The 25,688-nt window shown below is 67.9% G+C and carries 22 protein-coding genes; 17 read left to right on the top strand and 5 right to left on the bottom strand.

Features of this window, described 5'->3' with window-relative positions:
- Positions 1 to 2: 2 nt before the first annotated feature.
- Together Q0D93_RS01320 and Q0D93_RS01315 are read right to left on the bottom strand one after the other, a co-directional pair.
- Positions 3 to 2,366, bottom strand: coding sequence for an FdhF/YdeP family oxidoreductase (locus Q0D93_RS01320; protein ID WP_294390284.1), 2,364 nt, complete (start codon positions 2,364 to 2,366; stop codon positions 3 to 5).
- Positions 2,367 to 2,397: 31 nt separating this feature from the next.
- On the bottom strand, positions 2,398 to 3,495 hold the full coding sequence (locus tag Q0D93_RS01315) for an NADH:flavin oxidoreductase/NADH oxidase (protein WP_294390279.1): 1,098 nt from the start codon (positions 3,493 to 3,495) through the stop codon (positions 2,398 to 2,400).
- A 64-nt stretch (positions 3,496 to 3,559) separates the two neighbouring features.
- Here Q0D93_RS01315 and Q0D93_RS01310 point away from each other — a divergent pair, with 64 nt between their 5' ends.
- Positions 3,560 to 3,940 (top strand): helix-turn-helix domain-containing protein, encoded by a 381-nt coding sequence (locus Q0D93_RS01310; protein WP_294390277.1) that lies wholly within the window; start codon positions 3,560 to 3,562, stop codon positions 3,938 to 3,940.
- Positions 3,941 to 4,003: 63 nt separating this feature from the next.
- Positions 4,004 to 4,351, top strand: coding sequence for a DUF2934 domain-containing protein (locus Q0D93_RS01305; RefSeq protein WP_294390274.1), 348 nt, complete (start codon positions 4,004 to 4,006; stop codon positions 4,349 to 4,351).
- Here Q0D93_RS01305 and glgA read toward each other — a convergent pair.
- Positions 4,332 to 5,792, bottom strand: coding sequence for a glycogen synthase GlgA (glgA, locus tag Q0D93_RS01300; RefSeq protein ID WP_294390271.1), 1,461 nt, complete (start codon positions 5,790 to 5,792; stop codon positions 4,332 to 4,334). The genes Q0D93_RS01305 and glgA overlap by 20 nt on opposite strands.
- Positions 5,789 to 7,060 (bottom strand): glucose-1-phosphate adenylyltransferase, encoded by a 1,272-nt coding sequence (gene glgC, locus Q0D93_RS01295; protein WP_294390268.1) that lies wholly within the window; start codon positions 7,058 to 7,060, stop codon positions 5,789 to 5,791. The genes glgA and glgC overlap by 4 nt, the downstream gene beginning before the upstream one ends.
- Before the next feature lie 126 nt (positions 7,061 to 7,186).
- Here glgC and glgB point away from each other — a divergent pair, with 126 nt between their 5' ends.
- The 15 genes from glgB to Q0D93_RS01220 all read left to right on the top strand — a co-directional run bounded on the left by glgB (position 7,187) and on the right by Q0D93_RS01220 (position 24,847).
- Positions 7,187 to 9,334, top strand: coding sequence for a 1,4-alpha-glucan branching protein GlgB (gene glgB / locus Q0D93_RS01290; RefSeq protein WP_294390265.1), 2,148 nt, complete (start codon positions 7,187 to 7,189; stop codon positions 9,332 to 9,334).
- The gene (glgX, locus tag Q0D93_RS01285; RefSeq protein WP_294390263.1) at positions 9,331 to 11,433 is read left to right on the top strand and encodes a glycogen debranching protein GlgX; all 2,103 of its coding nucleotides are present in this window, start codon (positions 9,331 to 9,333) and stop codon (positions 11,431 to 11,433) included. The genes glgB and glgX overlap by 4 nt, the downstream gene beginning before the upstream one ends.
- Positions 11,430 to 13,145: a malto-oligosyltrehalose trehalohydrolase gene (gene treZ / locus Q0D93_RS01280; RefSeq protein WP_294390260.1), complete on the top strand. Its 1,716-nt coding sequence runs from the start codon at positions 11,430 to 11,432 to the stop codon at positions 13,143 to 13,145. The genes glgX and treZ overlap by 4 nt, the downstream gene beginning before the upstream one ends.
- Positions 13,142 to 15,073 (top strand): 4-alpha-glucanotransferase, encoded by a 1,932-nt coding sequence (gene malQ / locus Q0D93_RS01275; RefSeq protein WP_294390257.1) that lies wholly within the window; start codon positions 13,142 to 13,144, stop codon positions 15,071 to 15,073. The genes treZ and malQ overlap by 4 nt, the downstream gene beginning before the upstream one ends.
- Positions 15,070 to 17,541 carry a malto-oligosyltrehalose synthase gene (gene treY / locus Q0D93_RS01270; protein ID WP_294390255.1) on the top strand — a complete coding sequence of 824 codons (2,472 nt, stop codon included), beginning with the start codon at positions 15,070 to 15,072 and terminating at the stop codon, positions 17,539 to 17,541. The genes malQ and treY overlap by 4 nt, the downstream gene beginning before the upstream one ends.
- 69 nt (positions 17,542 to 17,610) lie before the next feature.
- Complete coding sequence (locus Q0D93_RS01265) at positions 17,611 to 17,892, top strand: hypothetical protein (RefSeq protein ID WP_294390252.1); 282 nt, start codon at positions 17,611 to 17,613, stop codon at positions 17,890 to 17,892.
- On the top strand, positions 17,889 to 18,326 hold the full coding sequence (locus tag Q0D93_RS01260) for a periplasmic heavy metal sensor (protein ID WP_294390250.1): 438 nt from the start codon (positions 17,889 to 17,891) through the stop codon (positions 18,324 to 18,326). The genes Q0D93_RS01265 and Q0D93_RS01260 overlap by 4 nt, the downstream gene beginning before the upstream one ends.
- Positions 18,323 to 18,883 (top strand): RNA polymerase sigma factor, encoded by a 561-nt coding sequence (locus Q0D93_RS01255; protein WP_294390244.1) that lies wholly within the window; start codon positions 18,323 to 18,325, stop codon positions 18,881 to 18,883. The genes Q0D93_RS01260 and Q0D93_RS01255 overlap by 4 nt, the downstream gene beginning before the upstream one ends.
- A gap of 39 nt (positions 18,884 to 18,922) precedes the next feature.
- Positions 18,923 to 20,644, top strand: a complete 1,722-nt coding sequence (locus Q0D93_RS01250) for a copper resistance system multicopper oxidase (protein ID WP_294390240.1) — start codon at positions 18,923 to 18,925, stop codon at positions 20,642 to 20,644.
- On the top strand, positions 20,641 to 21,747 hold the full coding sequence (locus tag Q0D93_RS01245) for a copper resistance protein B (RefSeq protein WP_294390237.1): 1,107 nt from the start codon (positions 20,641 to 20,643) through the stop codon (positions 21,745 to 21,747). The genes Q0D93_RS01250 and Q0D93_RS01245 overlap by 4 nt, the downstream gene beginning before the upstream one ends.
- A gap of 83 nt (positions 21,748 to 21,830) precedes the next feature.
- Entirely contained in the window at positions 21,831 to 23,210 is a 1,380-nt protein-coding gene (locus tag Q0D93_RS01240; protein ID WP_294390235.1) for a cation:proton antiporter, read from the top strand.
- 89 nt (positions 23,211 to 23,299) lie between these two features.
- Positions 23,300 to 23,836: a peroxiredoxin gene (locus tag Q0D93_RS01235; protein WP_294390649.1), complete on the top strand. Its 537-nt coding sequence runs from the start codon at positions 23,300 to 23,302 to the stop codon at positions 23,834 to 23,836.
- Between the two features lie 14 nt (positions 23,837 to 23,850).
- A complete protein-coding gene (locus tag Q0D93_RS01230) occupies positions 23,851 to 24,252 on the top strand; it encodes a cupin domain-containing protein (protein ID WP_294390646.1) in 402 nt (133 codons plus the stop codon).
- 72 nt (positions 24,253 to 24,324) lie between these two features.
- Positions 24,325 to 24,513 carry a DUF3008 family protein gene (locus Q0D93_RS01225; RefSeq protein ID WP_294390231.1) on the top strand — a complete coding sequence of 63 codons (189 nt, stop codon included), beginning with the start codon at positions 24,325 to 24,327 and terminating at the stop codon, positions 24,511 to 24,513.
- Between the two features lie 25 nt (positions 24,514 to 24,538).
- Complete coding sequence (locus Q0D93_RS01220; protein WP_294390227.1) at positions 24,539 to 24,847, top strand: hypothetical protein; 309 nt, start codon at positions 24,539 to 24,541, stop codon at positions 24,845 to 24,847.
- Positions 24,848 to 25,025: 178 nt separating this feature from the next.
- Here the strand turns inward: Q0D93_RS01220 and Q0D93_RS01215 are convergent, their stop codons facing one another.
- Positions 25,026 to 25,688 (bottom strand): glutathione S-transferase, encoded by a 663-nt coding sequence (locus Q0D93_RS01215; protein ID WP_294390225.1) that lies wholly within the window; start codon positions 25,686 to 25,688, stop codon positions 25,026 to 25,028.

The following is a 25,688-nucleotide window of genomic DNA, read 5'->3' as shown; positions in this document are numbered from 1 at the left end:
GGTCAGGCCCTTGCGGGCACGTTGAGCGGCAGGTGGTCCGGGTGGGTTTCCGACACTTCCGGGTCGCTTGACGCCGGTGCGCCGGGCCGCGCCGCGGTGATCCGCACCGGCACCGACTTGGCCGCCGGCGTGTTGCTGCGCTCGTCCCGATGGGACAGCGGCAACAAGGCGTTGGTTTCCGGATAGTAAGCCGCGCAGCACCCCTGCGGCACGTCATAGGCCACCACCTTGAAGCCGCTGACCCGGCGGTCGACACCGTCCTCCGATACCGTGGCGAACTCGATCACCGACCCTTCCGCCAGGTCAAGGTCGACCATGTCCTGCTGGTTCATGAACACCACCATCCGCTCGCCCGACACGCCGCGATAGCGATCATTGTAGGAATAGACGGTGGTGTTGAACTGGTCGTGGCTGCGCAAGGTCATCAGCTGCAGATGCGGCCGCTCCGGCGCGTCGTCATCCTCGTCCATCCGATCGGGCTTGAACAGGAAATTGGCCTTGCCGGTCGGCGTATCCCACTTCCGATCGCGCGCCGGGATCGGCAGGTGGAAGCCGCCCGGCGTCTTGATGCGCGCATTGTAATCCTCGAACCCGGGGATCACCGCCTCGATCTTGTCGCGGATCAGGCCATAGTCCGCGATCATGCCGTCCCAATCGACCTGTCCACGATCGGGCACCGTCGCCTTGGCCAGCTGGGCGATGATCCAGGGCTCGGATCGGCACTGGTCGCTGGCGGGCTCCAACTGCCCGGTCGAGCCGTGGACCATGGCGAAGCTGTCCTCCACCGTCACCGCCTGCTGCCCGTCCGCCTGCATGTCACGCTCGGTCCGCCCCAGCACGGGCAGAATATAGGATTGCTTGCCATGGGTCAGGTGGCTGCGGTTGAGCTTGGTGGCGGCGTAGACGGTCAGGCCGATGTCGGCCACCTTCGCGCCGATCCGGTCCATGTCGGGGATCGCACGGAAGAAATTGCCGCCCATCGCCAGGAACGCATCCACCTCGCCCGCCAGGATCGCCTCGCAGCATTCGGCGGTGTCGTGCCCCCATTCGCGCGGGGCGGTGAAGGCGAAGGCCTTGTCCATCTTCTGCAGGAAGGGTTCGGTCGGCGTCTTGTTGATGCCCACCGTGCGGTCGCCCTGCACGTTGCTGTGGCCGCGCACCGGGCATGCGCCCGCGCCCGGCTTGCCGATGTTGCCGCGCAGCAGCAGCAGGTTGCAGATCTGCTGCATGGCATCGCCGCCGCGCCGGTGCTGGGTGATGCCCATTCCCCAACAGGCGATCACGCGCTCCGCCTTCATGTAGATCGCGGCCGCCTGCTCCAGCTGCGCACGGGTCAGCGCGGTGAACCGCTCGATCTGGTCCCAGGGGAGCGCGCGGACATAGTCGGCGAACGCCTCGAACCCGTGCGTATGCTCCTCGATGAACGGCACGTCGACGATGCGCGGCTCGCCCGCCGCCTTGGCCTTGTCGTCGGCCTCGATCACGACCTTGCACATCGCCTGCATCGCGACAATGTCGCCGCCGGTGCGGAGCTGGTAGTAATTGGAACTGATCTGCTGCCCGCGCCCGGTCAGCATCTCGATCGGGCTCTGCGGATCGGTGAACTTCAGCAGCCCGCGTTCCTTCAGCGGGTTGAACGACACGATCGGCACGCCCCGCTTGGACATGTCGTGCAGGTAGCCCAGCATGCGCGGCGAGTTGGTACCGGGATTCTGGCCGATGATGAACAGCGCATCGCACTGTTCCCAATCGTCCAGCGTCACCGTCCCTTTGCCCACGCCGATGCTTTCCGGCAGCGCCACGGTGGTGGTGGCGTGGCACATGTCGGAGCAATCGGGGAAGTTGTTGGTCCCGATCAGCCGGCCATAGAGTTGCCAGAGGAACGCCGCTTCGTTGGACGTGCGGCCCGACGTGTAGAGGTTCACCCGCTTGGGATCGAGCGCGCGGACATGCGCCCCGATCTCACGCACGGCGGTGTCCCAATCCACCGGCTCGTACTTGTCGCTCTCGGCATTGTAGCGCATCGGATGGGTCAGCCGCCCATTGTCCTCCAGCGCGAAGTCGCTCCAGCCCTTCAACCGCTCCACCGTATATTCGCCGAAGAAATCGGGCGTGGTGCGCTTCTTGGTCGCCTCCCACGCCACCGCCTTGGCGCCGTTTTCGCAATATTCGGCGGTGTGGGGCTTCTTCGGGTCCGGCCATGCGCAGCTCGGGCAGTCGAACCCGTCCGGCTTGTTCATGTTCAGCAGGGCGCGATTGCCCTTGACGAGGATCCGCTGCCGGCCGAGCTGCCGCTCGACCGCGTTCAGTGCCCCCCACCCGCCGGCGGCGGGCTGGGGCGGAGCATTCTTGCGGCCTTCGGCCATGATCGGATCCTCGTCAGTCTTGGTTGGCGGCTCAGGCGGTGCGGTAACGCTCGAGCCAGTGGGCATAAGGGGCAGGCAGGGTCCAGGCGGCGCGCTCGACGCCCAGCTTGCTGGCTGCGGCATAGGTCCAGTGCGGATCCGCCAGCAGCGGACGGCCCAGCATAACCAGGTCCAGCTGCCCCTGCTCTATCATGGAGTTAGCCTGCTCGGCGTCGCTGATATACCAGCTGGTCGATCCCGGCAGGCCGGTCTCCTTGCGCACGCGCTCCGCGATCGGCCCCATAAAATTGGCGCCCCACGGGATCTGGGCCTGCGGGGTGGAGAAGCCGATGCTGACGTCGATGAAGTCGAGCCCGCCGGCCTTGAACTGCCGTACCAGGTCGATCGACTCCGCCAGCACCTGCTCGTCGCGCCCATCGAATTCCAGCACGCCGAACCGCGCCGTCAGCGGCCGGTCCGCCGGCCACACCGCGCGCACGGCGGCCAGCGTTTCCAGCAGGAAGCGACCGCGATTTTCAGCACTGCCGCCGTAGAGGTCGTCGCGCTGATTGGAATGATCCGACCAGAAACTCTGGCCAAGATAGCCATGGGCGAAGTGCAGCACGAGCCACTCGAACCCCGCATCGCGCGCGCGGATGGCGGCGGCGACGAAATCCTCGCGGACACGGGCAATGTCGTCCAGGGTCATCGCCTCCGGCACGCGCGGCAGGTTGCCGCCGAATGCCAATGCGGAGGGCGCGATCGGCTGCCACGCGCGCGGATCGTCCTCGGCCATGTGATCATCGCCTTCCCACGGCCGGTTGGCGCTGGCCTTGCGACCGGCATGGCCGATCTGGATGCCCGGCACGCTGCCCCATTTCTTGATGGATGCGACGATCGGCGGCAGCGCGTCCGCCTGCGCATCGTTCCACAGGCCCAGATCGGCCGGGGTGATGCTTCCTTCCGGCGAGACGGCGGTCGCCTCCACCACCACCAGGCCCGCGCCGCCCCGCGCCAGCCCTTCATAATGGACGGCGTGCCAGTCGTTCACCACGCCATCCTCCGCCATATATTGGCACATGGGCGATACGGCGACGCGGTTGCGAAGGGTGGCGCCCTTCAGGGTGTAGGGATCGAACAAGGCGGGCACGCATATCTCCATCACTGACAAGGCAATGGCCCTAACAGTATGTTTGTTCGCATACCACCGAACAATGGCGATCGCGGCAACCTATGCTATGGGCGGCGGGGTGAGAGGATATAAACACCCGTCGATCGACGATGTTGCGCCGGAGCATATCTTCCAGGCGCTGAGCGATCCCGTGCGGATCGACATCGTGCGTCGGCTCGCCGCCGTGCCGCAGGCAAGCTGCGCCGCCTTGACCGGCGATCGGCCTAAATCCAGCATGTCGCACCATTTCAGGGTGTTGCGCGATGCCGGGCTGGTCCGCACCCGGATCGAGGGCACGGCCCATGCCAACGAACTGCGGCGCGCGGAACTGGACCGGCGTTTTCCCGGCCTGATCGACGCGCTGCTCGACGCGATCCAGGCGAATGGCGGCGGCGGTGCGCCCGATCCCGTGCGTGGCGCCTGATCCCGGCGCCCTCGCAAGGCTCTTTCGCCCCCGGCCAGGAACGCGCTAATGCGCCCGCCCGTTATGACGCCGATCGAGGAGCTGGCAGCTATGAGTGACGACCCGGACACCCCCGAACGCAAGATCCGCGATCGTGCCTATGCGATCTGGGAACGGGAAGGTTTTCCTGAGGGCCGGCACGAAGACCATTGGCATCAGGCCAGCCGCGAGATTGCCGGGGAAGGCCAGCCTGCCGAAACGGCGCCGCAGGACACCGCGCCGACCGATCCGGCCGGCAGCGACACGGTAGCCGCCGCGACCGGCGAACCAGCGTCGCTTGCACCCGCCGCCAGCACCCCCGCCGCGCCCGAAGCGGCCGCCGCGAGGAAGCCGGTCCGCAAGCCGCGTGCCGTCAAGCCGAAGAAGGTCTGACCGCCACCCTTTTGAACAGCGCGGCATAGGCCTTGGCCGCGCTGGCCCAGGACACGTCGCTGGCCATGCCGTTCGCCTGCAACCGCGCCCACGTCGCTTTGTCGTCGTACAGCGCCATCGCCCGTTTCAGTGCCGCGCGCAGCATCGGCGGCGAGATCGGCGCGAACTGAAAGCCGGTCGCCACCCCCTGGTTGAGGGCGAACGGGCTCGCGTCGATCACCGTGTCCGCCAGGCCACCGACCCGCGCCACGATCGGCACCGCGCCATAGCGTAGCGCGTACATCTGGGTGAGGCCGCACGGCTCGAAGCGGGACGGCACGACAAAGGCATCGACCCCCGCCTGGATCCGATGCGACACCGCCTCGTCATAGCCGATCCGGCACGCGACCTGGCCGGGAAAAGCGGCGGCAAGCGCGGAGAAGGCCTGTTCCAGCCCCGCATCGCCGCTGCCCAGCAGCACGAACTGCCCGCCGCGCGCCAGAAGATCGGGCAGCACCTCCAGCAGCACGTCCATGCCCTTCTGCTCGGTCAGGCGGCCGACCGATCCCAGCAGGAACGCATCCGGGCTTGCGGCGAGGCCGAACGCATCCTGCAACGCCCGCTTGTTGGCCGCGCGTTTCGGCAGGGTATCGGCGGAGTATCGCTCCGCCAGCAGGTCATCGCGCGCCGGATCCCAGACTTCGGTGTCGATGCCGTTCAGGATGCCGGACAGCGTATCCGCCCGCCCCGCCAGCAACCCGTCGAGCCCCATGCCCGCATCCGGCAGCGTAATCTCGCTCGCATAGGTCGGGGAGACGGTGGTGATCCGGTCGGCGAAGATCAGCCCGCCTTTCAGAAAGCTGATCTGCCCGAAATATTCCAGCCCCTCCAGCGCGAACGCCTCGGCCGGCAGCCCTATCGCGCCGAGCAGGTAGGCTGGAAACACGCCCTGGAACGCCAGATTGTGGATGGTCGTCACTACCCCCGGACGCCGCGCCGGACGATCATAATGCAGATAGGCGGCGGTCAGCCCCGCCTGCCAGTCATGCGCCTGCACCGCATCCGGCTGGTAATCGTCCAGCAGCCCCGCCGCGACATCAGCGGCCGCGCGCGAAAAGGCCGCGAAGCGCAACGGATTGTCCGGCCAGTCCCTGCCGTCGGGCCCCAGATACGGATTGCCCGGCCGCGCGAACAGATGCGGCGCATCCAGCACCAGCAGGTCGAGCCCGGCCGCCCGTCCGCGCCGCAGCTCCGCCGGGCCGCCCATCAGGGCATCGTAGCGATGCACCGTCTCCGCACCGTCCAGGGCATCCATCACCGCCGGATAGCCCGGGACCATGGTGACCACCGCCACGTCCTGCCGCGCCAGCGCCGCCGGCAGCGCCCCGGCCACGTCGGCCAGACCGCCCGTCTTGATCAGCGGGTACAGTTCGGACGCGACCGACAGCAGGCGCAGGGTCATTCCCGCTCCAGCCTGGCGATCATGTCGGCGGTGATCAGGCAGACGCCGTTTTCGGTGCGGCGGAAACGGCGCGCATCCTCCTCCGGATCCTCGCCCACCACCAGCCCTGCCGGAATGGTGACGCCGCGATCCACGATCACGTTGCTCAACCGGACGGAACGGCCGACCGTGACGCGCGGCATCAGCACCGCATTGTCGATCTTGGAAAAGCTGTTGACCCGCACGCCGGTGAACAGCAGCGAATGACGCAGCGCCGCACCCGACACCACGCAGTCGCCGGACACCAAGGACGACACCGCCTCGCCCCGTCGCCCGTCCTCGTCATGCACGAACTTGGCAGGCGCGGTCATCTCCGAATAGGTCCAGATCGGCCACTCGCGATCATAGAGGTCCAGGTCGGGCACGGTGTTGGTCAGGTCGATATTGGCCGCGAAATAGGCGTCCAGCGTGCCGACGTCGCGCCAATAGGGCTCGGCATGGGGGCCGGAACGAAGCGCCGACTTGCTCAGATGATGCGCGCGTGCATTGCCGTCGCGCACCAGCCTGGGCACGATGTCCTTGCCGAAATCATGCGCGGAATTGGGATCGGCCGCATCCTCGCGCAGCACGTCGAACAGGAAATCCGTCTCGAAGACGTAGATGCCCATGCTGGCGAGCGCCATGTCCGGGTGGCCTGGCATGGCCGGCGGATCGGCCGGCTTTTCCAGGAAGTGCAGGATGCGGTCATTCTCGTCGACGTGCATCACGCCGAATGCGCTCGCCTCCATGCGCGGCACCTCCACGCAGCCCACGGTGACGCTGGCGCCCGTGTCGCAATGCTCCTCCAGCATCACGCCATAATCCTGCTTGTAGATGTGGTCGCCCGCCAGGACGAGGATGTATTTGGGGCGATAGCTGTCAATGATGTCCAGGTTCTGGTACACCGCGTCGGCGGTGCCGAGATACCAATTCTCTTCCGACACGCGCTGGCTGGCGGGCAGGATGTCGAAGCTTTCGTTGCGTTCGGGGCGAAAGAAGCTCCAGCCATGCTGCAGGTGGCGGATCAGGCTGTGCGCCTTGTACTGCGTCGCCACGCCGATGCGCGGGATGCCCGAATTGAGCGCGTTGGACAAAGCGAAGTCGATGATGCGGGTCTTGCCGCCGAAATAGACCGCGGGCTTGGCCCGCCGGTCGGTCAGTTCCATCAATCGACTGCCTCGCCCCCCTGCCAGAACGATGGCCATGGCCTGTCGGGTGACGAGACCCCGCAACGTCGCACTCGGAGGCATCCGTTTTCTTCCTTCTCTGGACAGCTATGAAGCGGTTTTTGGCGTTCCGGTTCCATGGTTAAGGGATGACCGGACACTTTTCCCCGGTTGCGTCGTTCGGCACGCATTGCAGCAGGGGGTGTAAGGGTGCAGGCGGGACATTCGATCGGGAACTGGCTGCACGATCCCTTTGCGTATCTGGGCCCGCATTCCGGCACGATCCGCAACTATCAGCCGGGCGCCGTCGAGGTGACGGTGGTGACGGACGGGCAGGAGATTGCGCTGCCACCGGGTGCCTTCGATGGCCTGTTCGAAGGCGCGGCACCCACGGACGGCAGTTATCGGCTGCGCGTGCAATGGCCGGACGGGCATGTCAGCGAGGCGGAGGATCCCTACGCTTTCGGCCCCGTGCTGGGCGACCTCGATCTGTATCTGTTCGCTCAGGGCACGCATTGGGACCTGCCGCTGCGGCTCGGCGCCAATCCGTGCGTGCACGAAGGCGTGGCGGGCACGTCGTTCGCGGTATGGGCCCCCAATGCCCGCGCAGTCGCCGTGATCGGAGACTTCAACAGCTGGGATCCGCGCCGCCTGCCCATGCGCCTGCGCCATGAGGCGGGGCTGTGGGAATTGTTCGTGCCCGGAATCGGTGCCGGCGCCCACTATAAATATGCGGTGACCGGCGCGGACGGGCGGCTGCGCGAAAAGGCCGACCCGCTCGCCCGCGCCACCGAATGCCCGCCCGCAACCGCCTCCATCGTCGCGCCGCCGCCCGCCTTCGCCTGGAGCGACGATGCGTGGATGGCGGAGCGGGCCGAGCGGCACCATGCCGGCGCGCCCATCTCCATCTACGAAATGCACGCCGCGTCGTGGCGGCGGCCGTGGCACGGCGGCGAACATGATTGGGATCAGATCGCCGACCAGCTGATCCCCTATCTGACCGAGATGGGCTTCACCCATGTGGAGCTGATGCCGATCATGGAGCATCCGTTCGGCGGCTCCTGGGGCTATCAGCCGCTGTCGCAATTCGCGCCCTCCGCCCGCTTCGGCAGCGCCGAGCAATTCGCCCGCTTCGTGGACCGGTGCCACGCGGCCGGGATCGGGGTGATCCTCGATTGGGTGCCGGCACACTTCCCGTCGGACGCGCATGGTCTGGCGGAGTTCGACGGCACCGCGCTCTACGAACATGCCGATCCGCGCGAGGGCTATCACCCCGACTGGAACACGCTGATCTACAATCTTGGCCGCCAGGAAGTGGTCGGCATGCTGATCGCATCCGCCGTGTGGTGGCTGGAGCGGTTCCATGTCGACGGGCTGCGGGTCGATGCCGTCGCGTCCATGCTCTACCGCGATTACAGCCGCCGGGCCGGCGAATGGATCCCCAACCGCCATGGCGGACGCGAGAATCTGGAATCGATCGACTTCCTCCGGCGGATGAACGCAACGGTGGCCGATCGCTGCCCCGGCGCGATCACCATTGCCGAGGAATCCACCGCCTTCCCAGGCGTTACCGCGCCTGTGGACCATGGCGGGCTGGGCTTCGACTATAAGTGGAACATGGGGTGGATGAACGACACCCTGCGCTATGTCGAGCGCGACTCCGCCTATCGCCGCTGGCACCATGGCGACATGACCTTCGGGCTGGTCTACGCCTTTTCCGAGCGGTTCATCTTGCCGTTGAGCCATGACGAGGTCGTTCATGGCAAGCATTCGCTGCTGGCGAAGATGCCCGGCGATCGCTGGCAGCAATTCGCCAACCTGCGCGCTTATTTCGCCTTCATGTGGGCACATCCCGGCAAGAAACTGCTCTTCATGGGCGGCGAGCTGGCGCAGGATGCGGAGTGGCAGCATGACCATCAGCTCGACTGGGGCGCGCTGGCCGATCCGGGCCATGCCGGGGTGCAGGCGCTGGTCCGCGATCTCAACGCCCTCTACCGGGCCGAGCCGGCGCTGCACCAGACGGACGCCGATCCGCGTGGCTTCGCCTGGCTGGTCGGGGACGATGCGGACAACAGCGTGCTGATCTTCCGTCGTTCATCGCCCTATGGCGGGGCGCCCCTGCTGTGCGCGGTCAACATGACCCCGGTGCCGCGCAACGCCTATCGCGTCGGCGTGCCCGATGCGGGGCGCTGGACCGAAATCCTCAACTCCGACCGTGCCGATTATGGCGGCAGCGGGATCGGCAATGCGGACCTGTCGACCACCGACGTCGCCAGCCACGGCCATTCCCACTCGCTCGACCTCGTGCTGCCGCCGCTCGCCACCATCATCTTGCGTTATGAAGGATCCCATTCTTGAATCCGTTTCCCGATCGCCTGGACAGTGGCCAGCCCTACCCCCTCGGCGCCACGTTTGACGGACTGGGCGTGAACTTCGCCGTCTTTTCCGCCCACGCGGAAAAGATCGACCTGTGCCTGTTCGACGAAAGCGGCCGGCGCGAGATCGCGCGGCTGGAACTGCCCGAATGGACGGACGAGATCTGGCACGGCTACCTGCCCGATGCACGCCCGGGCCTGCTCTACGGCTTTCGCGCGCATGGCCGTTATGCGCCGGAGGAAGGGCACCGCTTCAATCCCAACAAGCTGCTGATGGACCCCTATACCCGCAAGACGTTCGGGCGGGTGCGGTGGAGCGATGCGCTGCACGGCTACCGCGTCAATTCCCCCCGCGCGGACCTGAGCTTCGACCGGCGCGACAGCGCGCCCGCAATGCCCAAGTCGGTGGTGGTGACGGACGCGTTCGACTGGGGCGACGATCGCCGCCCCAACGTGCCCTGGTCGGACACGATCATCTACGAGGCGCACGTCAAGGGCCTCACCCAGTTGATGGAGAATGTGCCCCACAAGGAACGGGGCACCTATCGCGCACTGAGCCACCCCGACGTGATCGCGCACCTTCAGCGGCTGGGCATCACCGCGTTCGAGCTGATGCCGATCCACGGCTTCGTGCAGGACCGGTTCCTGCAGGAAAAGGGCCTCGTCAATTACTGGGGCTATAACAGCCTGGCGTTCTTCGCGCCGGAAGCCCGCTATCTCGGTTCCGGGGACGCCGACGACCTGAGGCTGGCGGTGCGGCGGTTCCACGCGGCGGGGATCGAGGTGATCCTGGACGTGGTCTACAACCACACCGCAGAGGGTAGCGAACTGGGCCAGACCATGTGCTTCCGCGGGCTGGACAATGCGACCTATTACCGCCTGCAAAAGGACAATCCGCGCCACTGCGTGAACGACACCGGCACCGGCAACACGTTCAACCTCGATCAGCCGCGCGTGCTGCAGATGGTGACGGATTCGCTGCGTCACTGGGTGGAAAGCTATCGCATCGACGGCTTCCGCTTCGATCTGGGCGCGACGTTGGGCCGCACCGGCGACGGCGGCTTCGATCCGGGCGCGTCCTTCTTCGACGTGCTGCGCCAGGACCCGGTGCTGGGCCGGATCAAGCTGATTTCGGAGCCGTGGGACATCGGCCCGGGCGGCTACCAGCTCGGCAACCATCCGCCGGGCTTTGCCGAGTGGAACGACAAATATCGCGATTCCACCCGCCGCTTCTGGCGCGGCGATGCGGGCGTGCGGCCGGAGTTCGCCGCCCGCCTGTCCGGTTCGGGCGACCTGTTCGACCGCCGCGCGCGCCGCCCGTGGGCCAGCGTCAATTATGTCGCCAGCCATGACGGCCAGACGCTTGCCGACCTGACGCAGTATGAGCAGCGCCACAACGAGGCGAATGGCGAGGATAATCGCGACGGCCACAGCGACAATCTGTCGTGCAACTGGGGCGCGGAAGGGCCGACCGACGACGCCAATATCCGCGCCATCCGCGAACGCGTGCGCCGGTCCATGCTGGTCACCGTGCTGGCGTCGCTCGGCACGCCGATGCTGCTGGCGGGCGACGAGTTCGGCCGTACCCAGCGCGGCAACAACAATGCCTATTGCCAGGACAATGAGATCAGCTGGCTCGACTGGGCGCAGGCGGCGAGCGCGGAGGGCGCAAGCCTGGCGCATTTCGTCCGCCGGCTGATCCTGATCCGCAAGCATTATCCGCTGATCCACTCCAGCGCCTTCCTCTATGGCGAGGAGATCGCGCCCGGCATCCGCAACCTCGACTGGTTCGACGAACGCGGGCAATCGCTGTCGCCCGAGGATTGGCAGAATCCGGAGGGCAAGGCGCTGATCATGCGCCGCGCCCGCCTGACCGACGACGGCGGGTTCGAGGCGATCACCATGCTGATGAACGGATCGCAGGCGCCGTTGGAGTTCACCCTGCCCGAACCGCATGAATATTGCCGCCTGCTGGTCGACAGCGCGGACATGGACATCGGCGAACGCGACCTGCCCGAACAGACGATCGAGGTGAAGGATCGCGCCGCCGTGCTGATCTTCGCCCGGGGGCCGGTCGCATGATGTGGGGTCCGCAGATCCTTGCGCCCGATCGCACCCGCTTTGCGCTTTGGGCGCCGGGGCTGGACCAGCTGATGCTGGAGATCGAAGGCGCGGAGCCGTTGGCGATGACGGCGGGGGCGGACGGCTGGTTCTCGGTCGAGGCGCCATACGGGGCGGGCGCATGCTATCGCTTCCGCCTGCCCGACGGCACCGCCGTTCCCGATCCCGCGTCGCGCGCGCAGGATGGAGACGTGCATGGGTGGAGCATCGTGGTCGATTCAGGCGACTTCCGCTGGCATAGCCAGTGGAGCGGACGCCCCTGGCGCGAGGCGGTGATCCAGGAATGCCATGCGGGGGTCGCGGGCGGCTTTGCCGGCTTGATCCAGCACCTGTCCGAACTGGCGGCGACGGGCTTCACGGCGCTGGAACTGATGCCGGTCGCGGCTTTCGGGGGCACGTGCAACTGGGGCTATGACGGCGTGCTGCCTTATGCGCCGGCCTCCGCCTACGGCACGCCCGACGACCTGCGCACCCTGGTCGATGCCGCGCACAATTCGGGACTGATGGTGCTGCTGGACGTGGTCTACAATCATTTCGGGCCGGACGGAAATTACCTGTCGGCCTATGCGCCTGACTTCTTCAAGGCGGACGCGGACACGCCATGGGGCGGTGCGATCGATTTCGACAAGGAGCCAGTGGCGCGCTTCTTTATCGACAATGCGCTCTACTGGCTGCGTGAGTTCCGGTTCGACGGCCTGCGTTTCGACGCGGTGCATGCCATTGGCGACAATGACTTCCTCGACCGGATGGCAGGCGAGATACGGGCGGCCTTACCCGGCCGCCACATCCACCTGGTGCTGGAAAACGAGCATAACGACGCCGCGCGGCTGGAGCGCGACTATGACGCGCAGTGGAACGACGATTTCCACAATGTGCTGCATGTCCTGCTGACGGACGAAACCCACGGTTATTATCGCGACTTTGCCGAGGCGCCCGCCCAGAGGCTGGCCCGCTGCCTGGCGGAGGGTTTCATCTACCAGGGCGAGGGGTCCCCCAATCAGAACAACAAGCCGCGCGGCAGCAGCAGCGGTCACCTGTCGCCGCCGCATTTCGTCTCCTTCCTCCAAAATCACGACCAGATCGGCAACCGCGCCAAGGGCGAGCGGCTGACCGTGCTGACCAGCGTGGAGAAGCTGCGCGCGGCGACCGGCCTGCTGCTGCTGTCGCCGCAGATCCCGCTCGCGTTCATGGGCGATGCGGCGGGATCGCGCGCGCCATTCCTGTTCTTCACCGACTTTCACGACGAACTGGCGGATGCGGTGCGCGAAGGGCGGCGTGGCGAGTTCAAGAGCTTTCCCGGCTTTTCCGACCCGGAAGCGCGCGCGAGCATTCCCGATCCCAATGCGCGCGACACGTTCGACCAGTCGCGTCCCCTGCCCGGCCCTGATGCGGAGGAATGGCGTGCACTCTACACGCGGTTGCTGGCGATCCGGCACGAGCGGATCGTACCGCATCTGGATGATTGCCGCAGCGCCGGGGCCGAGGCGATCGGGGACAAGGCGGTGGTGGCGCGCTGGCAGCTGGGCGACGCCATGCTGACGCTGGCGATCAACCTGGGCGAGGAAGCCGTGCCGCTGACGCAGCCGCAGGGCGAACGCATCGCGGAGATCGGAATGGCCGATGCGCAAGGCACGCTCCCCCCCGCCAGCTTCGCCGCGTGGATCGGCGCATGAGCGACGCCGCCGTCGCGCGCCTGGCGACCGCCGCCGGGCTGCTGATCGATTGGGAGGATGCGTCCGGCGTCCAGCGGCGCGTCTCGCCGGAAAGCCTGCGCGCGTTGCTGACCGGGCTCGGCTTCCCGTGCGGCAGCGAGGCGCAGTGCCGGGAGAGCATGGAGCGGTTGCGCCACGATGCGGGCGAACCCTGCCGGGTGATCGACAGCGGCACGGCGCTGACCGGGCTGACCGGTCGGGCCAAGCTGCACCTGAAGGATGGCGGCACGCGCGACCTCGATCTCGCCACCGCCCCGCGCGTCGACACGCTCGGCTATCACCGGCTGGAGCATGCAGGCGGCGAGACTTCGGTGATCGTCGCGCCGCAGCGGTGCCGCGAACTGCCGGCCGGGCAGCGGCTGTGGGGTACGGCGGCGCAGATCCATGCGCTGCGGGGAGCGGGGCCGTTCGGCGACTTCGCCACGCTTGCCGACTATATCGGCCATGCCGCGAAGGCCGGTGCCGAGGCCGTGATGATGAGTCCGGTCCACGCGCTCTTCACCACCGACCCGAGCCGCTACAGCCCCTATTCGCCTTCCAGCCGCCGCTTCCTCAATCCCTGGCTGGCGGATGCCGGCGAGGGCTGGCACGATCCCGTCAGGGCCTACCTGATCGACTGGCCGAGCGCCGTTGCCGCCAAGCTGGCGGTGCTGCGCACGAACTTTGCCGTGCGGCAGGACGATCCGGCGTTCCGGGCCTATGTCGATGCCGCCGACCCGGCCTTGATCGACCATGCCCGGTTCGAGGCGCTGCACGCGCACTTCCTGCGGACCGACGGCGCGCGCGGCTGGCAGGATTGGCCGGAGGCCTATCGCCGCCCGAACGCCCCCGCCGTGGCCGACTTCGCCCGCGACCATGCCGGGGAGGTCCGTTTCCACCTGTTCCTGCAATGGTGCGCGGAAACCAGCCTTGCCCGCGCGGCGATGGCGGCGGACGGGATGCGCGTCGGTCTGGTCACGGACATCGCGGTCGGGCTGGACGCCGGCGGCAGTCATGCATGGAGCCGGGGCGACGAACTGATGCTGGGCATCGGCATCGGCGCGCCGCCCGACGCCTTCCAGGAAGCGGGCCAGAATTGGGGCATTACCAGCTTCTCGCCCTTCGCCCTGCGCACCAAGGCCTATCGCCCGTTCATCGAATTGCTGCGCAGCACGATGCAGCATGCCGGCGGTATCCGCATCGACCATGCGCTGGGTCTGCGCCGCCTGTGGGTGGTGCCGACGGGAGCCTCTCCCCTCGATGGCGCCTATCTCCGGCAGGATGAGGACGATCTGTTGCGGCTGATCGCGCTGGAGTCGGTGCGCTCGGGAGCCCTGGTGATCGGGGAGGATCTGGGCGTCGTGCCGCCGGGCTTCCGCGACGCAATCGGCGACCGCGGCCTGCTCGGCATGCGCGTGCTGCCATTCGAGCGCACCAAGGATGGCGACTTCACCCAATCCTCCACCTGGGATGCGCAGGCGGTGGCGATGACCAGCACGCACGACCTGCCGCCGATCGCCGGCTGGTGGAAAGGGTGCGACATCACCTGGCGCGAACGGATCGGCACACCCGGCGACCGTGACGCGGACAGGAAAGATCGCGCGCGGGACCGGAAGCGGCTGTGGCAAGCCTGCATCGAGGCGGACGCGGCGGAAGGTGCGGAACCCGCACCCGATGCACCGGACGCGGCGGTCGACGCCGCTGTCGGCTTCACCGCCGCCGCCCCCTCCGTACTCGCCATCATCCCCGCCGAGGACCTGTTCGCCACGGACGAGGCCCCCAACCTGCCGGGCACGGTGGACGAACATCCCAACTGGCGCCGACGCCTGCCGGACACCGCCGACGCCCTGTTCGCCCGTGCCGACGTCGCGCGGCGCATCGACCAGCTCAACCGATCGAGACACGCATGATCCCCCGCGCCACCTATCGCATCCAGTTTCACGAACGATTCCGGTTTGCGGATGCCGTGCCGCTCGCCGGCTACCTCGCGGACCTCGGCATCAGCCACCTCTATGCCTCGCCCATCGCCACCGCCCGGGCGGGGTCCACCCACGGCTATGACGTGGTCGATCCGACCGCGATCAATCCCGAACTGGGCGGCGAGGAGGGTTTCCGCGCGCTGGCCGCGGCGCTGCGGGACAAGGGCATCGGCATCATCCTGGACATCGTGCCCAACCATATGGCGGTCGGCGGGGCGGACAATCGCTGGTGGCTGGATGTGCTGGAACATGGCCGGCAGAGTGCGTTCGCCCCCTATTTCGATGTGGATTGGGAGCGGCCGGACCCGAGCCTGCACGGCAAGCTGCTCGCCCCGTTCCTGGGCCTGCCTTATGGCGAAGCGCTGACCAGCGGCGCGCTGACGCTGGAGGCGGACGGCAGCGCGGTGATGACGCATGGCACGCATCGTTTCCCGATCCGGCCCGAGGACCGGGCGGCGCTGGCGCGGGAAGGCGACCTCGCCAGCCTGTATGACGGCCGCGCGCAAGCGGGCGCGGCGCGGCTCCACGCGCTGCTGGACCGGCAGCATTACCGGCTCGCCTGGTGGCGGACGGCGGCCGACGAGATCAACTGGCGGCGCTTCTTCGACATAACCGAGCTGGCGGGCCTGCGGATGGAGGATCAGGCCGTCTTCGACGCGGTCCATGCCCTGCCGCTGCGGCTGTATCGCGAGGGGCTGATCGACGGGATGCGGGTCGACCATGTCGACGGCCTCGCCAACCCCGCCGATTATTGCCGCCGCCTGCGAGCGGCGATGAACGAGGCGCGGGCCGAGCCGGGCTATCTGGTGGTGGAAAAGATCCTGGCCCCTGGCGAGACGCTGCCCAGGGCGTGGGGGACCGACGGGACCAGCGGCTACGACTTCATGAACCATGTCGCCGCCTTGCTCCACGATCCCCGGGGCGAGGCGCCCTTGACGGAGGCATGGGCGGCGGTGAGCGGCCGTTCCCCCGCCTTCGCCGACGAAGAGCATGCCGCCCGGATCGAGATCCTCGAACGCACCTTCCCCGGCCAGCTTGCCGCCGCCGTGGCCGCATTCCACCAGGTGGCGCGGGCCCAGCTGGACACGCGCGACCTCACGGCCGGCATGATCCGGCGCGGGCTGACCGGGCTGCTGGTCCATTTCTCCGCCTATCGCACCTATGCCGGGACGGAGGAGGATGGACGGGCGCGGCTCGACGATGCCGCCGACGCCGCCAGGGCCGAAGCCGCGCCCGGCGAGGCGGCGGTGATCGACCGGCTGGTCGGCTGGATCATGCAGGCGGGGGAATCGCCCGAGCTGCGCGACGCCGCCCGCCAGTTCGAGCAACTGAGCGCCCCACTCGCCGCCAAGGCGGTGGAGGATACGGCCTTCTACCGCTACGGTCGGCTGCTGTCGCGCAACGATGTCGGCTTTGATCCGGGGACGTTCGCGCTCTCCGCCGACGACTTTGCGCGGCGTGTGGCCGATCGGGCGCGGGATTACCCCGACGCCATGCTCGCCACCGCCACCCACGACCACAAACGGGGCGAGGATGTGCGGGCTCGGCTGGCGGTGCTGAGCGAGGTGCCGGACGCCTGGCTGGATGCGGTCAGCCGTTGGGAGAGGCTGGTGCCGGCACCGGGCGTGGACCCGGCCGACCGCTATCAGATCCTGCAGATGCTGGTGGGTGCCTGCCCGCTCGACCTGTCCGCCGAACAGGCGGAGGATTATGCCGGGCGGCTGGTGCAATGGTGCCGCAAGGCGCTGCGCGAGGGCAAATTGCGTTCGTCCTGGACCGTTCCGGACGAAGCCTATGAGGGCGCGTGCGAGGCCTATATCCGCGACCTGCTCGCCGGCGGGGAGCGCCGGGATGCGCTCACCGCCTTCGTGGATCGTATCGCGCCGGCGGCGGCGATCAACGGCATCGCCCAGGCCGTGCTGCGCTCCACTCTGCCCGGCGTGCCGGATTGCTACCAGGGTACGGACCTGTGGGACCTGAGCCTGGTCGATCCCGACAATCGCCGGCCGGTGGACTATGCCGCGCGGCAGCCGGTGGCGGATCCGGCCGAAGCGCGGTCCCTGCTCGGGCAATGGCGCGACGGCCGGATCAAGCAGGCGGCGATCGCCCATGCCCTGCGGCTGCGGCGCGACCATCCGGAGCTGTTCCGCCACGGCCAGTTCCGCCTCCTCTCGGCTAGCGGGCAGCGGGCGGAGCACCTGTTCGCCTTCACCCGGACGCTGGATGCGGATCGGTTGCTGGTCGCGGTTCCGCTGCACTGTGCGAAGGGCGCGACCGGAGCCGAGGAACTGGCGATCCCGGGGGAATGGTGGGGCGACACGGCGCTGGACGTGGACGGGCGGACGTTCCGCGCGGCCGACCTGTTCGGAGACATGCCCTTCGCCATCAGGATGCTGTAGACCGGCCTTCGCGGTCGATCGTGAGGGATGTCGGCATCCGTCGCGTAGAGCGTCAGGAAGGGATGGACGATGGACGGCCTTGATGATCGCCTGCGCCTGTTCGCCGCGTCCGAGCCACCGGGCGGGTTCGACAGCCGGATGGACGAACTGGCGGCGCGGATCACCAGCGGGCCCGCCAGGCCGGGCGCCCGCGCGCCACTGAGCCTGGGCATTGCGGCGATTGCGGGGTCCGCCCTGGTGGGACTGGTGGGTGCGGGGGTATCGTCCGGCCCGGCCTATGCGGCGGCGTCCCCGCTTCAGCCGGAGGTGGCGCTCGCCCCATCCACCCTGCTCGACGATCGCCGCCGGTGAGGGCCTTCGGGATCGCCCTGCTCGCTTTCCTGGCCGGGCTGGCCGGGGTTGTCGCCGGGCGGCTGCTGCTGCCACGGCCGCTCGCGCCGCCGCAGGGTTCGTCGTCCGTCTTCGCCTTCGTGCTCGACCGGCTCGACATCGACGCCCGCCAGCGCGCGCAGGTGGAGGCGCATGAGGCGATGTACCGCGCCCAGCGCGATGGCCTCGAACGGCAGCTGCGCGCCAGCAACGGGGCGCTGGCGGCGGCCATCAAGCGGGAACATCGCAACGGGCCGCTGGTGCGGGCGGCGGTGGATCGCACGCATGTCACCATGGGCGCGCTGCAGAAGGCGACATTGGACCATCTGTTCGAGGTTCGCGCGATCCTGCGGCCGGATCAGGCGCGGCGCTTCGATGGGGAGGTGGAGCGCAGCCTGACCGCGACCGACAGGTGAACGCCGACGGCGCGCCCGCCGACGCGGTCCTGGCGACGCGCGCGGCACAAGGCGATCCTGCCGCCTTTGCCGCGTTGATGCGACGGCATCGCGCCCCGATCTATCGCCTGGTGCGCGGCCATAGCGGCGATACGGACGAGGCGCTGGACCTGGTGCAGGAGGCGTTCCTGGCCGCGTATCGCGCGATCGGCCGCTTCGACCCGGAGCAGTCCTTTGCCGCCTGGATGTCCCGCATCGCGATCAACAAATGCCGCGACTGGCGGCGGCGGCGCGCGGTGCGGCGCCTGTTCACGCTCGCGCAGCCGATCGCGGAAGCGATCGACGTGCCGGACGACCGCGTTCCGGTGGACGAGGCCGTGGCATGGCGGCAGGAGGCGGAGCTGGTCGCCCGCGCAATCGCCGCCCTGCCCGCCAACTTGAAGGAGCCTTTGCTGCTCCACACGATCGAGGGGCTGTCGCAGCGGGACACCGCCGCCATTCTCGGCATCAGCGCCAAGGCAGTCGAGACCCGGCTCTATCGCGCCCGCGCGCGGCTCCGCGCGATGCTGCCGGAATGAGGCGCGGATGAGGGGTAGGTCCGCCGGCTGCGTATGAGGATGCAGGGGAGACGTTCCATTCCACTGCATCATCTCAACCGGCGGAGCCTGCTCGCCGGGGCCTTTACCGCGCTGGGCGCGACCGGCTTGGACGGCCTGTTCCCCGCCTGGGCGCAGGCGGTGTCGCCGGGCGTAACGCCACGGGATCCGGACGTCCTCGGCGGTGAGGAGATCCGGCTAACCGCCGGGCACCGGGCGATCGCGATCGACGGGCGCAGCGGCCATGCCATTACGGTGAACGGCACCCTGCCCGGCCCCCTCCTCCGCCTGCGCGAGGGGCAGACGGTGCGGATCACGGTGGACAACCGTCTGGACGAGGATACGTCGATCCACTGGCACGGCCTGCTGGTGCCGTTCGATCAGGACGGCGTGCCGGGCGTGAGCTTTCCGGGCATCCCCGCCGGGGAAAGCTTCACCTACGACTTTCCGCTGATCCAGGCGGGCACCTATTGGTATCACAGCCATTCCGGCATGCAGGAACCGATGGGGCAGTATGGCCCGATCGTGATCGATCCGGAAGGGACCGACCCGATCCGGTCGGATCGCGAGCATGTGCTGGTCCTGTCCGACTGGAGCCCGATCCACCCGCACCGGATCATGACCCGGCTGAAACAGCAAAGCGGCTATTTCAACTGGCAGAAGCAGACCTTGGCATCGTTGGTCGGCGGGCGCGACCAGCGACTGAAGGACCGGCTGGAGTGGGGCCGGATGCGGATGGAGCCGAGCGACATCCTCGACGTGACGGGCGCCACCTACAGCTATCTGGTCAACGGCCATGGCAATGTCGGCAATTGGACGGGCCTGTTCCGGCCGGGCGAGCGCGTGCGGCTGCGCATCATCAACGCCGCCGCGATGACGATCTTCAACATCCGCATCCCCGGCCTGCGGATGACGGTGGTCGCCGCCGATGGCCAGCCGGTGAAGCCGGTCGCGGTGGACGAGATCCAGATCGGCAATGCGGAAACCTATGACGTGATCGTGGAGCCGGGGGAGCCGCGCGCCTACGCCTTCGTGGCGGAAGCGATCGACCGCTCGGGCCTGGTCCGTGCCACTTTGGCGCCACAGGCGGGGATGGTCGCACCCATCCCGCCCCGGCGCCCGCGCCCGCTTGCCACCATGCGCGACATGGGAATGGACATGTCGGCTATGCCGGGCATGACCATGGACATGTCCATGCGCAACCCGGCCCACGCGCCGGGCATGGCGCTGACGCCGGGCGTGCAGACCATCGCGCCGATGCCGGCCGATCGCACAAACGAGCCGGGCCAGGGCCTGCGCGGGGCCGAGCACAAGGTGCTGGTCTATGCCGATTTGCAGGCCCTGGCGCGCAACCCGGACCCGCGCCCGCCCTCCCGCGCGCTGGAGATCCACCTGACCGGCAACATGGAACGCTATATGTGGGCGTTCGACGGCAAGGCCTACTCGCCGGTGCTCGATCCCGTTCCGTTCCGGGCGGGCGAGCGGGTGCGGGTGACGTTGGTCAACGACACGATGATGGCGCATCCCATCCACCTGCACGGCCACTTCTTCGAGCTGGTGACGGGCAAGGGCGACCATGCGCCGCGCAAGCATACGGTGACGGTGGCGCCGGGCGGGATCGTGATGTTCGACCTGACCGCCGATGCCGTGGGCGACTGGGCCTTTCACTGCCACATGATGCTGCACATGCATGCCGGCATGTTCCAGGTGGTGACGGTCCGCGCCGACGGAGATGCGGCATGATCCGCCTGTTCGCGCTCGCCCTGCTGGGCTTCGCCGCATCCGCCATGGCGCAGACCCATGACATGCACGGCCATCACGGGATGGCGATGCCGAAGGTCGCGCCGGTAGCGCCACGCAAGGCTGCTCCGCCGAGCAGGCCGAAGCCGGCACCGGCCCGCAAGGCGCATCACCCTCAGCCCAAGGCAGCTACCCCCACGGCGGTGGACAGCGCCCCGGCAGCGCCACCTCCGCACGATCATTCGATGATGGACCATGCCATGCCCGCCGCGGACAGGCCCGTTCCCGTTCAAGTGGATGCACCCCATGACCATCACATGATGATGCACGGCATGGCCGGGAAGGCGGAAGGTCAGCCGACGGAGGTCGGCCACGCGGCACCTCCGCCACCACCGGGCGACCATGCGGCGGATCGGCTCTACCCGGCGGCGCGGATGGCCGCCGCGCGCCGCCTGCTCGCGCGCGAACATGGCGGAATGACCTATTCCATGCTGATCGCGGACATTGCCGAATGGCAGGCCCGCAAGGGGCGCGACGGTTATCGCTGGGACGGCGAAGGCTGGTTCGGCGGCGACCTCAACCGCCTGGTGGTGAAGACCGAAGGCGAAGGCGCGCGCGGGCGCACGTCGGGTGCGGGCGAGGCACAGGCGCTCTACAGCCGGGCGATCGACCCCTATTGGAACATCCAGGCAGGGCTGCGGCAGGATTTCGGAGGGGGCAGATCACCGGCTTATGCGGTGGTGGCGGTAGAGGGGCTCGCGCCGTTCTGGTTCGAGACGGAAGCCTCCGCTTTCCTGTCCCAGGACGGCAACGCCTTTGCCCGTTTGAGCGGCTATTACGACCAGCGGATCACGCAGGCGCTGGTGTTGCAGCCGCGGGTCGAGCTTGCGATGTCGGCGCAGGACGTGCCGCGCCAGCGCCTCGGATCGGGCCTGACCGGCATGCAGCTCGACCTGCGGCTGCGCTACGAGATCCGGCGCGCGTTCGCCCCCTATGTCGGCATCAGCCACGAACGGCGCTTCGCCCGCACCGCGCGCCTGGCGCGCATGGCGGGCGACGATGCCCGCTCAACCAGCATCGTGTTCGGGATACGCGGCTGGTTGTGACATTCGCCAATGGCCGGTGGCGCGCGGATGTGCTTACCTCCCGTGCGGGGAACAACGAAAACAGAATCGGGGGGATTTCGGACATGACGGGCGGATTGGCGGACAGCCTGAACGCAACAATAAGCGGGCTGCTTTCGGCGCATGGGCCGGCGGCGGCCAATGGCATCGGCAAGAGCTTTGCGCCGGGCGATTACAGCGTCCACTTCTTTCTGCAGCTGGCCGTCATCATCCTCGCCTGCCGGGTCGTCGGCTGGCTAGGCCAGAAGCTGCTCGCCCAGCCGCAGGTGGTGGGCGAGATGATCGCCGGCGTGCTGCTCGGCCCCTCCCTGCTCGGGCTGCTGTGGCCCCAGGCGCAGGCGGCCCTGTTCCCGGCCGAGACCAAGAACGTCCTCTATGTCGGCGCACAGCTCGGCGTCGGGTTATACATGTTCCTGGTCGGCACCACGTTCCGGATGGATCATTTTCGGGCCAAGGCGCGCAGTGCGTTCAGCGTATCGGCGGCGGGCATCGTCGCACCGTTCCTGATCGCGGTGGCGATCACGCCATTCCTGCTGACCGTGCCCGGCCTGTTCACGGCGGGCATCAGCCGCGCCAACGCGACCCTGTTCATGGGGGCGTGCATCGCGCTGACCGCCTTTCCGATGCTGGCGCGGATCATCAACGAACGCGGCCTGGCCGACAGCGCGCTCGGCACCTTGTCGCTGACCGCGGGCGCGTTCGACGATGCGGCGTCATGGTGCGTGCTGGCGATCGTGCTGGCCGCATTCGGCGCCGGTCCGGGCGTGGCATTGGTCGCGATCGGCGGGGCCGTGCTGTATGTCGCCTTCCTGATCCTGTTCGGCCGTCAGCTGCTCGCGCCGCTGGGCCGGGCGGTGGAGCGGCGCGGCGAGATGAGCCATACCGTATTGGCCGTCACCCTGATGCTGTTCTGCCTGTCCGCCTTCTTCATGGACGCGATCGGCATCCACGCCATCTTCGGCGGCTTCATCCTCGGCACGTTCATGCCCAAGGGCCTGTTCACGGCGGAGCTGAAGAAGAAGGTGGAGCCGGTCGCCGTGGTGCTGCTGCTGCCGATGTTCTTCACCTATTCGGGCCTGAACACCCGCATGGACATGGTCAATTCGGCGTCCCTACTGCTGATCGCATTGGGCATCCTGGCCGCATCGATCCTCGCCAAGTTCGGCGCCTGCTATGCCGCCGCGCGCTGGTCCGGCGAGGATAACCGCACCGCGCTGGGCATCGGCGCGCTGATGAACTCGCGCGGGCTGATGGAGCTGATCATCATCAATATCGGCCTGCAAAAGGGGGTTATCGGGCCCACCCTGTTCTCCATGCTGGTGCTGATGGCGATCGTCACCACCATGATGGCGAGCCCGTTGTTCGAGCTGGTCTACGGCCGGAGCGCACGGGCCGGCGGCGAACTGGATCGGGCGGCCGGCCCGTCCGGACTGCGTGCCGCCTGACCGGGCCATTGCGCGATGGTGACAGGCCAAACGCGCACTTGGTGCCGGCGGTGAAGCCGGGTAGATTGACCGAAACCAAGGAGATGCCGATGGTGCGCCTGCTGTCCGTCCTGATCGCGCTTGCCGCGCCCATAGCGGCCGATGCCGCGCTGCCGATCGGTGCCAAGGCGCCCGATTTTTCGACCCAGGTCAGTCTGGCCGGCAAGCCCATGTCCTTTTCGCTCGCCAAGGCGCTGAAGAAAGGCCCGGTAGTGCTGTATTTCTACCCGGCGGCCTTTACCCAGGGCTGCACGATCGAGGCGCACCAGTTCGCCGAGGCGACGGACGATTTTCGTAAGCTGGGCGCGACCGTGGTGGGCATGTCGGCCGACCCGATCGACAAGCTCAACCGCTTCTCGGTCGAGGCGTGCCGCAACAAGTTTGCGGTGGGATCGGCGACGCCCGCAACCATCACCGCCTATGACGTGACCCTGCCCAAGAACCCGGCCATGTCCAACCGCACGTCCTACGTGATCGCACCGGACGGCAAGGTGATCTTCGCCTATTCGGCGATGGACCCGGCCGGCCACGTCCACGGCACGATGGATGCGGTGAAGTCGTGGAAGGCCGCGCACCGCAAGGGGTGACCGACGCCGCCGCCATGATCGCGCGTTTCGGCCTGTCCCCCCATCCGGAGGGCGGCTGGTATCGCGAAACCTGGCGCGCGCAGGCGGAGCCGGGGCGGCGTTCACCCGGCACCGCGATCCTGTTCCTGCTGGAACAGGGGCAAAGGTCGCGATGGCACCGGGTTGATGCGGATGAGCTGTGGCTGTGGCATGCCGGCGCGCCGCTGAACCTGTCCATCGCGGCGGCCGACGACGCGCCGCCGGCTCCGGATATGCTCCACGCGATGAACCCGCAGGTTCGCGTCCCCGCCGGCCACTGGCAGGCAGCTGTGGCGGATGCGGGATGGGCGCTGGTGTCATGCGTGGTGGTGCCCGGCTTCGACTTTGCGGGCTTCACCCTTGCCGCCGAAGAATGGTCGCCGGGCCCTCCCATGTAGCGATCCGGCAAGGGTTGAGCCGAAACCGCCGCTGGCGCGTTATCCCGGCAGTCCAGCACGGGAGCAGGTACGATGCCGGCCAGGTCAGCAGCCCAGCAGAAAGCGGCGGGAGCCGCCTTGTCCGCCAAACGCGGCGACACGCCCAAGAGCAATCTGAAGGGCGCGTCCAAGAGCATGGTCGAGTCCATGTCCGAGAAGGAGTTGGAGGCCATGGCCCACACCAAGCGCCAGGGTAAGCCCGAGCACGTGGCAGACGCATAAGCATAAGCAGAACAGAGGAAGAGAGATGCCTGACATCCAATGGGACAGCGAAGCCAGCCTGATGCGCGTGATCCCGATCGAAACCAGCGGTGACGCGCACGAGGAATTGATCGCGCGCGGCGCGCTTTACGAACTGGTCGGTGCCTTTATCGAAATGAGCCCCGGCCAGCAGGACGGTCTGGTGCTGCGCGCTGCGGGGTCGGACTGGACGCAGGAATATGACAGCGACGCCATCCGCGAACTCGCCGCCCGGCCGGAATATACCACCGCGCACGGTGCCTATGACACGGCCGACCTGAACGAAGATCCGGACCGGCAAGAGGTGCAGGCCTGACCGAGAGCCACCGCCGGTGCATGGCGCCGGTGCATGGCGCCGGCGCGGCTTCGGTCAGGGGCGTAGGTCGGCGGGCCGGCAGCCATTGCGCATGATGCATGATGGCCGACACGCCGTCACGGCTACCCTGTCATCTAGATCGGTGCGAGACTTTGTATTCGTTCGGGACCAATGGCCTTCACTGGTCCCGTTCATAGCGGTCGAGCACCCACGGCTCGACCGCGGCTTCGGCATACCATTGCTGCATCCAGGGGTGGGCCAACATGCGGGCGCAATAGACCTGGGCGAAATCGGGCAGCGGCAGCGCATAGGTGTCGAACCGCGAAACGACCGGCGCGAACATGATGTCGGCCGCGCCGAACTCCCCGAACAGGAAGCCGCCCTCGCCGGCGAAGCGGTCCAGCGCCTGCCGCCACAAGGATGCGATCCGCGCCACGTCGGTGGTCGCGGCATCGCTGACCGGCGTGGGATCGTAGCGGCGACGGAAGTTGGTGGGGCATTCGCGGCGCAGGTCGACGAAGCCCGCATGCATCTCGGCGGCGATCGACCGGGCAAAGGCGCGCGCCGTGTCGTCCGCCGGCCAGAACAGGTTCCGCCCGACCCGGTCCGCCAGATGATCGATGATCGCCAGGCTTTCCCACACGGCCACGTCCCCGTCCCACACGATCGGGACCTTGCCGTTGGACACCGCAAGATCGGGCTTGGCGCGGCGTTCGGCCCAATCGTCGGCATACATGGCGACCACCTCTTCCGCGAAGGGCAAGCCGGATTGCTTCACCGCAAGCCAGCCCCGCAGCGACCAGGAGGAATAGGCCTTGTTGCCGATGATCAGCCTGAGCAT

The sequence above is a fragment of the uncultured Sphingomonas sp. genome, from assembly GCF_934560975.1.
In the GTDB taxonomy this organism is placed as follows: Bacteria; Pseudomonadota; Alphaproteobacteria; order Sphingomonadales; family Sphingomonadaceae; genus Sphingomonas_I.
The sequence above is the reverse complement of the archived record's forward strand: the minus strand, read 5'-3'. Positions and strand labels throughout refer to the sequence as shown.